At 46.5% G+C, this 11,801-nt stretch carries 7 protein-coding genes and 1 pseudogene; 2 read left to right on the forward strand and 6 right to left on the reverse strand.

Going from position 1 to position 11,801, the window contains the following annotated elements; translation table 11 throughout:
- Nucleotides 1-30 precede the first annotated feature (30 nt).
- From EHS89_RS16040 to EHS89_RS16055, 4 genes are all read right to left on the reverse strand, one after another.
- A complete protein-coding gene (locus tag EHS89_RS16040) occupies nucleotides 31-438 on the reverse strand; it encodes a GNAT family N-acetyltransferase (RefSeq protein WP_124927174.1) in 408 nt (135 codons plus the stop codon).
- 80 nt (nucleotides 439-518) lie between these two features.
- A complete protein-coding gene (locus tag EHS89_RS16045) occupies nucleotides 519-1,262 on the reverse strand; it encodes a TSCPD domain-containing protein (protein ID WP_124927175.1) in 744 nt (247 codons plus the stop codon).
- Nucleotides 1,263-1,297: 35 nt separating this feature from the next.
- Nucleotides 1,298-3,463: an adenosylcobalamin-dependent ribonucleoside-diphosphate reductase gene (locus EHS89_RS16050; RefSeq protein WP_124927176.1), complete on the reverse strand. Its 2,166-nt coding sequence runs from the start codon at nucleotides 3,461-3,463 to the stop codon at nucleotides 1,298-1,300.
- 261 nt (nucleotides 3,464-3,724) lie between these two features.
- Complete coding sequence (locus EHS89_RS16055; protein ID WP_124927177.1) at nucleotides 3,725-4,594, reverse strand: AraC family transcriptional regulator; 870 nt, start codon at nucleotides 4,592-4,594, stop codon at nucleotides 3,725-3,727.
- Nucleotides 4,595-4,720: 126 nt separating this feature from the next.
- Here EHS89_RS16055 and EHS89_RS16060 point away from each other — a divergent pair, with 126 nt between their 5' ends.
- Nucleotides 4,721-5,869 (forward strand): aminotransferase-like domain-containing protein, encoded by a 1,149-nt coding sequence (locus EHS89_RS16060; RefSeq protein ID WP_124927178.1) that lies wholly within the window; start codon nucleotides 4,721-4,723, stop codon nucleotides 5,867-5,869.
- Here the strand turns inward: EHS89_RS16060 and EHS89_RS16065 are convergent.
- Complete coding sequence (locus tag EHS89_RS16065; protein ID WP_124927179.1) at nucleotides 5,862-8,978, reverse strand: EAL domain-containing protein; 3,117 nt, start codon at nucleotides 8,976-8,978, stop codon at nucleotides 5,862-5,864. The two genes, EHS89_RS16060 and EHS89_RS16065, sit on opposite strands and share 8 nt — an antisense overlap.
- 170 nt (nucleotides 8,979-9,148) lie before the next feature.
- On the opposite strand from EHS89_RS16065, the gene EHS89_RS16070 reads away from it, so the two are divergent.
- Entirely contained in the window at nucleotides 9,149-10,927 is a 1,779-nt protein-coding gene (locus tag EHS89_RS16070) for an SLC13 family permease (protein WP_124927180.1), read from the forward strand.
- A gap of 68 nt (nucleotides 10,928-10,995) precedes the next feature.
- Here the strand turns inward: EHS89_RS16070 and EHS89_RS21160 are convergent.
- Nucleotides 10,996-11,801: pseudogene (locus EHS89_RS21160) on the reverse strand (MFS transporter); the annotation flags it as partial.

Raw genomic sequence — 11,801 nt, forward strand, 5'->3', positions numbered from 1 at the left:
ACAGTGATAACAAAACGCAGATATTTACTTTCAATGATCGTTACCACTGTAGACCCACATAGGTTCGGTTTTACCCGCCCGCTCAAATCCCAGCTTCTGGTAAAACTGAATTGCTTCACCATCGGCGGTTAACATCTGTTGATGAAGCCCGGTATAACGCTCTAGCATCGCGCTCATCAGTTGTCGTCCAATACCCTGGCCCTGATAATCAGGATGAACCAGCATATGGGGGTAATACACCACCAGATGACCGTCCGATAAGGCATTCCCCAGCCCGACCAGTTTTCCATTTTGTCTGGCAGTGACCAATGTATGAGAATTACGTAAAGCGGCCATCAACTGCTCGGGCTTTTCAGCCGAAGACCATTGATTGAGGCGATAAATTTCTATCACCTCATCCTGGTCAATCGCATCAGTCAGGCTAATATCTGTCTGCATCCGGTTATCCATTGCAGTTAAGTAATTGTCGGATGATACGTTAAACAGTGAATAATTAAAGCAAGCTCCTATTTAACAGGTTAACCACATTTACTGTCGCCACAGTTCAGACAGGTATAACAGCCATCCATCAATATTGCTGCCTTAGTACTACATTTATTGCAAACGATGGCATCAGCGGGAAAGCCGCCATTATCATCATTCACCGCAGCGGCGGAATCTGTTCCAGCGGAACCCGCACTGCTCCTTTTTTCATACTCAGCCCGCTTTTCATCCAGAATCTGCTGTTGATGCTGATCCAGCCCCGGTTCTTCAAGCAAGCCAATCATTTTCAGATGCCCTTCAATCGCCTCGCCAATCTCTGCAACAAGTGATGGCATAAATTTACCACCTTTTTTAAAGTAGCCACCCTTTGGATCAAACACCGCCTTAAGCTCCTCAGCCATAAAGGTGACGTCCCCTCCTTTACGAAATACCGCTGAGATAACCCGGGTCAGGGCAACAACCCACATAAAGTGGTCCATATTTTTCGAGTTGATGAAAATCTCATAAGGGTGACGCTGCTCGTGCTCTGTACCCTGGTTAAGCAAAATATCGTTAATGGTGATGTACAGCGCGTGCTCTGACATCGGTGTTTTGATTTTGTAAGTTGATCCCATCAGAAAGTCCGGACGGGTCAGGTTTTCATGCACCTGCTCAATGGCTGGTGTAGTGTCTACTTCGACCTTTTCTGCGGCCTTATCCTCCTCTGTTAGCACTTTGTAACCAATGATTGGCTGACTAATACAGAGTCGTTTTACTGAATCTTGTTGTTCTGAGTTCATCACTTAATCTCCTGCAAATTTAAACAACCAACCGGTTAGAATTTTCCGTAATAGCCTTCTTTCAAGGCATCAAACAGGTTGGCTGCTGTATGCATCTCTCCATCATACTCAATCTCTTCATTGCCCTGGGCCTCAACTACCGAACCATCAGCCAGCGTAAACTGATAGGTTGTTGCGGCCAGGTCCTGTTCTTTAACCAACACACCCTGGAATGCTTCTGGGTTGTAACGGAAGGTAGTACAGCCTTTCAGGCCCTGTTCGTAGGCATACTGATAAATATCTTTAAATTTCTCGTAAGGGTAATCAGTAGGTACATTGGCAGTTTTAGAAATTGAGGAATCAATCCAGCGTTGTGCTGCCGCCTGAATATCCACATGTTGTTGCGGATGAATATCATCGGCACTGATGAAATAGTCAGGCAGCTGTTGTTGTGGGTCATCAGAGTACGGCATTGCAGCTGAATTGATCAGACTGCGGTATGCCAGTAGTTCATAAGAGAAAACATCGACTTTTTCCTTTGTCTTGCGCCCTTCTCTGATGATATTGCGCGAGTAATGGTGGGCAAAACTGGGTTCTATACCATTGCTGGCATTATTCCCCACGGACAACGCGATGGTACCGGTAGGCGCAATGGAGCTGTGGTGGGTGAAACGACAGCCGGTTTCCGCCAGCTGTTCGATCAGTTCCGGTTCAGCTGCCGCAATCTTCTGCATGTAACGGCTGTACTTAGCATGTAACACCCGTCCAGGCACTTTATCACCTGACTTGTAGCCATCATCGAGCATTTCAGGCCGTTTGCGCAGCATTTCACCGGTAACTGTAAATATCTCATCCATAACCGGCGCGGCACCTTTCTCTTTGGCCAGCGCCAGGCCTGTACGCCAGCCTTCCAGTGCCAGTTCACGGGTAACCTGCTCAGTAAATGCGGTGGATTCTGCATCACCGTATTTCATAGTTAACATAGTGATCGCAGAGCCCAGCCCCAGATAACCCATACCATGGCGACGCTTATGATTGATCTCATGACGTTGTTGCTCTAATGGCAGGCCATTGATTTCCACTACATTGTCCAGCATCCGTGTGAAGACGCTGACTGTTTCACGGAACTTTGTCCAGTCGAACTTTGCCCGATTAGTAAATGGGTGATCGACAAATCGAGTCAGATTAATGGAGCCTAACAGGCAGCTACCGTATGGCGGCAGAGGCTGCTCACCGCAAGGATTTGTCGCCCTGATCGTTTCACAAAACCAGTTATTGTTCTGTTCATTGACTTTATCGATAAGAATGAAGCCCGGTTCAGCAAAATCATAAGTTGAACTCATGATCGCGTTCCACAGCTTTTGCGCCCTTATTCGTTTGCTGATTCGACAGGCAACCAGTCCTTCATCATTGACAATGTAATCATCATGAACAGGCCATTCACGCCACAGAACTAACTCCGTATCACCAATATCAATCGCATCTCGCTGCACCTCTTTTTCAGTCAGAGGAAATGCCAGAGGCCAGTCTTCATCATTATTGACGGCCTTCATAAACTGATCAGTAATAAGCAGTGAAAGGTTAAACTGGCGTAAGCGCCCATCCTCACGCTTAGCCCGGATAAAATCCAGTACATCGGGATGGCCAATATCGAAGGTAGCCATCTGTGCTCCCCGGCGACCACCGGCCGAAGAAACGGTGAAGCACATGCGATCGAATATATCCATGAATGACAGTGGACCCGATGTGTAAGCACCGGCTCCGGAAACAAATCCGTCTTTAGGGCGTAGTGTCGAGAATTCATAGCCGATGCCACAGCCGGCTTTCAGTGTTAAACCTGCTGAATGATTGGTGCTAAGAATATCATCCATCGAATCATGGATAGTGCCAGAGACGGTACAGTTAATCGTCGAAGTTGCAGGCTTATGCTGTAGTGCCCCCGCATTTGAAATGACGCGTCCTGCAGGGACAGCACCGTTGTTTAATGCCCAAAGAAAACGTTCATACCAGAACTCACGTTTTTTACTTGATTCAATATCGGACAACGCGCGGGCAACCCGGATAAAAGAATCTTCAACCGATTGATCAATACTTTCGCCCTGTTTACTTTTCAGACGATATTTACTGTCCCAAATATCTACTGAAGCATCCTGGAGAGCGATCGTTTCAATTGCTTCAACTGATGATTCTGCCTGAGTTTTCTTAACCGCAGTGGCAACCATGTTCCTGCACCTGTATTGTAAAGCCAGTTTTTACGCATCACTATCGCTTCGCTTTAGCAAAACAACACCAACACCATATGTAGTGCGTCTATAATAGATATAGCACTAGATATTGATCCTTGATAGCTATCAACTTTATATAAAAATAATTTGGTGCTTAAGAAATTAAGGAATTAGGGGCTGTCCTTCAGGATCAAACAAGCTATCCGGACTTAGCAAACTTTTTCAATTAAAAAACACAGAAGCAGATTTGGTATCAGCTTAATAGAAGGAAACAGGCAGATAAAAAGTCAGCTCAAAGCGCTGATCCTGACTAAGAAAATGATTCTTATGATAATCGACAAAAGCCGGGCTGGTTTTCATTTTCAAGCCTGATGCTGGCAGCCAGTGGTCCTGCACCTTACTGATCCAGGGTAATAACTCACCGTAACGACCTTCGAATTGAAAAGCGGCATGTAAGCCGCCTGGAATCGTCATGCTGTTGATAACACCCCGTCGTTTTAGAGGACGATCGATACCCAGGCAGGCCACATAGCGACACTTATCTAAAGGTACCCAGGCAGGGTTAGAGTGATGCAGGCCGGTCTGTTGCTCAAACGAACGTTGCTCTTGTGCCGCCCAGGCTTGTAGAAGCTGCCATGCCTGGCGGATATTTTTGCCATAGCCGTTATGGCGAATATAAGCGACATGACGATCTTCAATTTCGGTCAGTTCAACCTCTGGTAAAGGTAAATTATCTATCGCTTCATATCCTGCTGCTATCTCTGGGTCAGACATGTAAAACGGGATACCACTATGAATATCAGTCGCTCGCCACTGTCCTGGGGTACAACCAAATCGCCCCCTGAAAACCCGACTGAAAGAAGACAAAGAATCATAGCCACACTGTTCAGCGATATCAGCCACCGGCCGGGACTTTTCAAACGTTAACAGGTTTGCCGCCTGCTCAAGCCGGATGCGGCGAATATAGTTATGCAGGGTTTCACCCATCTGCTGGCGAAATACCCGATGTAAGTGGGGTTCAGTATAAGCCGCAATTTTAGCTAATTTTGCCCCACTCAGGTCAGCTCTGATATCCCGGTGTATCGCATATAGCACATCATTAATGCGCAACATCTGCTGCTTTGACATTTTCAGACCTAAATAATCTTATAAATGAACCTAATAAGCATTATAAAAGGAACACTATTAAGAAAACACAGTTATTAAAATACTCCTTCAAGCTAAAAAACAAAACAACGTTGAAGGAGCAAAATAATGGATACCTCAGATGGCTGGAATAACCTTCAGCCCTCCTATATCAGGGAAATACTCAGTAGCACACAGGCTGACCAGCTGATCTCCCTCGCCGGCGGTCTGCCAGCTACCGATCTGCTGCCAACCGAGTTGTTTGCCCCCTATCTCAACAGGCTATGTGGTCAACCGGAACTGTTTCAATATGGTGAGAGTGAAGGTTATAGCCTGCTACGCCAGCACCTGCATCAGCAATATAATCTGGCACTACAAGCAAAGATTCTGATAACCAGTGGCTCACAACAAGGCCTTGACCTGATAGCCAGAACTTTTCTCGACCATAACAGTGAAATAGCGATGGAAAGCCCCTGTTATCTGGGCGCTTTACAAGTATTTCAGTTAACCGGCTGCAAAATACATGGTATCCGACAGTTAGCTGAAGGACCGGATATCGAGCAATTAGAGAGGCTGTTCAGAGGCGGTAGAATAAAACTTTTTTATGCGGTACCCGATTTTCATAACCCGACGGGATTATGCTGGTCTGCTGAGAGTCGATATCAGATTGCGAAACTTTGCCGCCAGTATGGCGTAACGCTGATAGAAGATGCGCCTTATCGGGAGCTCCGCTTTGCTGGCAAGCAGTTACCTATGATGGCGGAGCTATGCCCTGAATTAACACTGACCTTACGGTCCTTTTCAAAAACACTGAGCCCTGGAATCCGTCTTGCTTGTTTATATGGTCCTGCACTATGGATCGATCAAATCTGCAGACTTAAACAGGCGGCAGATCTTCACAGTGCGCTGCCGTTTCAGGCGATATTGCCCGAGTTACTTGATTCTGAGGCTTATAAACACCACCTGAGCAAACTCCGGCAAAGGTATGCCTCAAACTACAATCTGTTGAGCACTGAAATAAGCAATAAACTGGGCAACAGGGTTCAGTATCAAGCTGCGTGCGGGGGAATGTTTCTCTGGCTTAAACTTAAATCTGAGATCGCAACCCCGCTAACCAAACACGCCTTGAGTCATGGGCTGGCGGTAGTCCCAGGACAACACTTTATGTTAACCGCCAAAGATGATCGATATCTCAGATTAAATTTCAGTCATAGCACTGATAAACAGCTAATCCAGGCCGTTAACATATTGGAACACTGCTTTGAGTCTGTTAATTAGCATCTGCTACCTGTTCAGCCTGCTGTTCAAGCAGATCGATCATCGCATCGACAGCTAAAGGCTTACTAAAATAATAGCCCTGTGCTTCATCACAGCCTTGCGCTTTAAGGAAGTTGAGCTGAACATCCGTTTCGACGCCTTCTGCTATCACCTGAAGGCCAAGGCTACGCCCCAGGGCAATCGTCGCTGAAACGATAGCGCAGTCTTCAGCGTCAAAACCGATGTCATTAACGAACGAACGATCAATTTTAAGCTTATCTGCGGCAAAACGCTTCAGATAAGCTAACGATGAATAGCCGGTTCCAAAATCATCAATTGCCAGCTTAATACCCATGTCTTTAAGTGATTTAAGGGTTTGAATTGTCACCGCAACATTTTCAACCAACATACTTTCGGTCAACTCAAGCTCCAGCATGGCTGGATCGATTCCGGTATTTGTCAGCACTTCGCCAACCTGCAACAGCAATTCTTCAGGAAACCGGAACTGTATTGCTGAAATATTGACCGCAACAGGGACAGCAGGGTATCCACCATCCTGCCATTGCTTACTTTGACGACAAGATTCTGCCAGTACCCAGTGTCCAATTCTGGTAATCAGGCCACTCTGCTCTGCAACCTCGATAAACGCGCCCGGCATTAACAGGCCTTTTTCCGGATGTTGCCATCTTATAAGCGCTTCATACCCAACTAAACGATGATCATCTAAGGCATATTGAGGCTGATAATGTAGTTCAAACTCGTTTCGTTCCAGTGCCTTACGTAGTTGTGTCTCAATTTCCATTTTTTGCTGAGCCAGATGATTCATCTGTCGGGTAAAAAACTGATAATTATTCCGGCCATCCTCTTTGACCTGATACATCGCCAGATCGGCATTCTTAAACAGTGTTTTGCTGTCGGTCCCATCCTGAGGAGCATTAGTAATACCGATGCTAACCGTTAGGTAAAGCTCATTTCCTGTCACTATAAAAGGTGCACTGAGACTGTTAATCAGTTTACTGGCTAATAACTTTTGGGGTGCGCCAATAGCATTATGTTTTGCCAGCAGTGTAAATTCATCGCCGCCCAGACGGGCAACCAGGTCACTGTCTCGTAACAACCCTTTAATACGTCCGGCAACCTGAGTCAGCAACTGATCTCCAACGTCATGACCCAGCGAATCATTAACCCTTTTAAAGCCATCCATATCGATAAAATAAAGTGACAGAATGTGATGTTCACGTTTAGCTTCAATCAGCATTCGTTCCATCTGGGTTATAAAACAAGCCCGGTTATATATGCCGGTTAGATGATCGTAATTCGCAAGATAAGCCAACCTCTCCTCTTTTACTTTTGTTTCCGTTATATCGCTGAACTGAATCAGATAATTAGTCACCTTGCTTTGATCATCAATAACACTGCTTATTGATGCTTTATGAATAAACAGGCTACCAGAATGGTGTTGACCGGTTAACTCTCCCTGCCAATGACCCATCGTTACAACTCTCTGCCATATCAGTTCTGTTTGTGATGGACTGCAACCATAAAATAACCAGGCTGGATACTGGCCGGTCAGATCGGATTGACAGTAACCTGTCATTTCACAGCAAGCATTGTTAACCTCAAGAACATCACCAGCTACAGAGGTAATAACAACCGCTTCAGAGGTGTTATCAAATAACTTTGCGATCAATAACTTCTTAGAAAATGCCTGTAATCTCGCGGATATATCCGTCAAACTTCCGCGAATAATGACTTTATCAGGATCAGGAAACCTCACTAACCTAACTTCACAAGGCAAAAACTGGCCTTTGGAATTAAGGTGTGTCCATTGAAACACCTGTTCAACACCTTGTTCGGCGAGCTGCAGATAACTGAACGCAGCGTCAAGGGACAACTTACCATCGGGCTGTTTTTCAGGTGATAGATCTGCAAAACCGATGCTCAGTAATTCAGTTCTTGAATAGCCGAATAAGGCTTCTGCATTCTCATTAACGTCAATCAGTGCCGCTTGTTCCATATCGAATAGAACAACGGCCTCTGGAGCATTATCAAACAACGCTCTGTAACGTTTTTCACTATTACTTAACTGCTCAATTAAGCCTTGCTGATGCCGTTTTTCTTCCGCCAGTAATAAATTACTTTGTCTGATTTGATCCGTCGCTAACTGTACCCTCCGTTCAAGCTGCCCACCCAACCTTTCAAGTGCGCTACGGGCAAATTCTTTTTCAGCAATAATTGAATTGATTAATAAACCACAACCGGTAACCAAACCTATGTAGGCCTGAAGCATGACCAACGATGCGCTCATCTCTTGCCCGGCAAACGGGCCACAGCCCTGATAGGTACCAAATATTGCCGTCATCGATAAGCTAACAATAAACAGCATCAACCCCCGCAGGCCATAGCGGTAGCCTGCGGCTATCATCAGTGGTACCGGGATGAAGGCATATGCCATCGAATGAAGCTCATAGCCTGTCAAATCGGAAAAAATCCCGACTAAAATAATCAGGCTTAACAGACTGAATAAAGTAATCTCAGTATAGGGTTGTCTGGATATTTTAGTGCGATTGATAAAAGCCAGTGCTAGCGGCATTAATACAATTGCCCCAACAACATCACCTATCCACCAGGTTGAATATAACCGGAAGAAATCTTTAAACGAAATTGATTCCATCGGCCAGTGTAGAATAGTGAGAGCCCCTATTAATGCACTGATCGAACAGGCCAGGAGAACAATAAAAAGAAAAATGAACACGGCACGGCTATGGTTGAGGAAATAGCGCCTGCGAATGATCCGGTCAATCAACCAGACACCGATCACTGCTTCCAGGGTATTACCTATAGCGATCTGTGCGGCTAACTGAACTGAACCATCTACCTGCATATTGGTCGCAAAAGCACCCAACGTAATACCTGGCCAGAATTTTTTTCCAACTAAAAAAAGTATTGCCAGAGAGATACCAGTAGGCGGCCATACAGGACTGGCATAACCATCAACGGCAAGCAACAGAGATACTCTGGCCACTAAAAAGTAAGCCAGTACGATAGCCAGCATAGAGTAGAGATATGCTGCTTTTTCCTTAACTGCAGAATCGTCCCTGATTAACAGTTTATTTTGCTCATACTTCAATAGAGCTACCTATAAACGACAACTAATCAGATAACTCTATACTCAGTAACAAAGCGCAATTATACCAGCCCTGCCTCCCCTAAATGGGTATTAAATATTTCCAAAGCCCAGTTCTGTACCCCTTTCAAGAACCTGCTATAGTCGGAAGCATCAGTTAAAAGGGATTTTTTATGTCTTTTGAACAGTGGCTTATTGCAGGTATTCTGTTTTTTACTCTGGTGCTATTTATCTGGGGCCGCTACCGGCATGACCTGGTTGCGTCAATTGCGCTGGGTCTTTGTGTACTAACAGGCCTGGTTACAGCTGAGTCAGCTTTTTCAGGTTTTTCCCATCCTGCGGTAATAACCGTTGCAGCTGTATTAGTCATTTCTGACGCACTCCGACGTTCAGGCGTCGTTGATATCGTTGCCCAGAAACTTATGCCCTACACCGAACACCCGTTCAATCACATCATGATACTGACACTGGTCGTGACAGTGGCATCGGCATTTATGAATAACGTGGGCGCATTAGCGCTGATGCTTCCTGTCGCTCTGGCAACTTGCGCAAAGCATAACCGCTCACCAGCTATGATATTAATGCCGCTGGCGTTTGGTAGTATCCTCGGAGGTATGACCACAGCGATAGGTACGCCACCCAATATAATCATTGCGATGATGCGAGCCGAAGTCAGCGGTGAACCCTTTAGCATGTTCGATTTCTCTCCGGTTGGTGTTGCTATTGCGATAACCGGCTTGCTGTTTGTAACTCTGATAGGCTGGCGACTTATTCCAGCCGACCGGCTCAAACGCAGTGCACCTGAGCAGCTATTCGCCATCGATGATTATCTGACCGAGGTTATCATTACCGAAGGCTCGGAACTGGCAGGACAAACCATCGATGCTGTAGAAGGACTGGAAGACAGTAATATCGAAGTTGTGGGCCTTGCTCACCGTCACGGCCGTACAATATCCCTGAGTAATAACCGCTTTCTTCAAGCGGGAGACATTCTTTTATTACAGGCTGACCCTTCAGAGATTGAGCTATTACTGGATAAAAATGACTTTGAACTGGTTACCAGTGCCGATAAGAAGTTTGCAGAACTAACCAAGGATGATCTAGTCCTGGTTGAAGGGGTAATAAAAAAGGGCTCAACCCTTGAAGGGCGTGATGTGCCTTATCTCAGGCGACAAAGTGGTAGCTCTCTTGCTCTGGTCGGTCTGGCCCGACAGGGACATCGGATAAGACGCAGGCTGCGCCGCCAAACCTTTCAAGCCGGTGATATTCTGCTACTACAAGGAGGCGCCGATAATGTTGAAGAACAGCTGAGTGATCTGGGTATGATTCCTCTGGCCACCCGCGATCTGAAACTGGGACAGCCCAAGAAAGTCGCCATAGCGCTAGCGGTATTTACGCTGGCAATTGGTCTTGGTGTCGCCAAGATATTACCCCTGGCAATCGCGTTTTTGCTGGCGGTGATGGTTTATCTGCTGTTAGATATATTGCCCATCAGGAACCTGTACGATGCTATCGACTGGCCTATCATAATTCTGCTTGCAGCAATGATCCCCGTCGGAAGTACATTGCAAAGCACAGGACTCACCGAGGTAATAGCAACCCAGGTACTGGGTCTGACCGAAGGGCTGCCGATCTATCTTATTCTGGGTCTGGTCTTAGTGGTCACTATGTTTCTGTCGGATATCATAAATAATGCAGCAACAGCGGTTGTCATGGCCCCCCTCGCCTATGGTATCGCTACTGGTTTGGGAGTAAACCCAGATCCTTTTTTCATGGCCGTCGCCGTTGGTGCATCTTGTGCCTTTCTGACCCCGATAGGCCATCAGTCAAATACATTGGTGCTGGGTCCCGGCGGCTATGAGTTTGGTGATTACTGGCGCATGGGGTTGCCGCTGGAAGTTATCATCACCTTGCTAGGCGTCCCCCTAATACTATTTATCTGGCCGCTTTAACTCAAACTTTAGTCAAAACAGTACCGGCAGATCTGTATAAGACACAATCTATTTAATAAACAATTTGACTATTTCGTCTCTGGCTTATCGTCAACGGAGTCCATCCATTCCCCGTCACAAGCCTGATTTCCAGAGCTGATCTCGTCCAATACATCTGAGGCGGCCTCAGGTACAGCTTCAACAATAGCAACAGCAACATCCATTACATTATCCGGGGCCGCTTCACTTAAACGCTGCGTCAGCTCGACTGCAGCTTCGCTATCACTACTATCACCCGCCCAGACACTGCTCTCAGTTCCATCCTCATTCTCAGTAATATTGCCAGCGACTTCCGCAGCAACATCTCCGGCACTTTCTGGCAGAGCTTCTGCGATGGCAGCAGCAACATCCAGCACATTATCCGGGGCCGCTTCACTTAACCGCTGCGTCAGTTCAACTGCGGCTTCGTTATCACTACTATCACCTGCCCAGACGCTGCTTTCGCTACCATCTTCATTGTCAGTAATATTGCCAGCGACTTCAGCTGCGATTTCACCCGCGCTTTCAGGTAATGCTTCAGCTACGGCAGCAGCAACATCCAACACATTATCAGGGGCCGCTTCACTTAACCGCTGTGTCAGTTCGACCGCTGCTTCATTATCACTACTGTCACCTGCCCAGACGCTGCTTTCGCTACCATCTTCATTGTCAGAAATGTTGCCAGCGACTTCAGCCGCAATATCACCCGCACTTTCAGGTAGCACTTCGGCTACGGCAGCAGCAACATCCAGCACATTATCCGGGGCCGCTTCACTTAACCGCTGCGTCAGTTCGACCGCCGCTTCGTTGTCACTACTGTCACCTGCCCAGACGCTGCTCTCAGTTCCATCCTCAT

Source organism: Amphritea balenae (genome assembly GCF_003858655.1).
GTDB classification, from domain to species: Bacteria; Pseudomonadota; Gammaproteobacteria; order Pseudomonadales; family Balneatricaceae; genus Amphritea; species Amphritea balenae.

What these genes read in the sequence shown, in the direction of transcription:
- EHS89_RS16040 (WP_124927174.1), bottom strand. Translation starts at nt 438, where the DNA reads ATGCAGACAGATATTAGCCTGACTGATGCGATTGACCAGGATGAGGTG.
- EHS89_RS16045 (WP_124927175.1), bottom strand. Translation starts at nt 1,262, where the DNA reads ATGAACTCAGAACAACAAGATTCAGTAAAACGACTCTGTATTAGTCAG.
- EHS89_RS16050 (WP_124927176.1), bottom strand. Translation starts at nt 3,463, where the DNA reads ATGGTTGCCACTGCGGTTAAGAAAACTCAGGCAGAATCATCAGTTGAA.
- EHS89_RS16055 (WP_124927177.1), bottom strand. Translation starts at nt 4,594, where the DNA reads ATGTCAAAGCAGCAGATGTTGCGCATTAATGATGTGCTATATGCGATA.
- EHS89_RS16060 (WP_124927178.1), top strand. Translation starts at nt 4,721, where the DNA reads ATGGATACCTCAGATGGCTGGAATAACCTTCAGCCCTCCTATATCAGG.
- EHS89_RS16070 (WP_124927180.1), top strand. Translation starts at nt 9,149, where the DNA reads ATGTCTTTTGAACAGTGGCTTATTGCAGGTATTCTGTTTTTTACTCTG.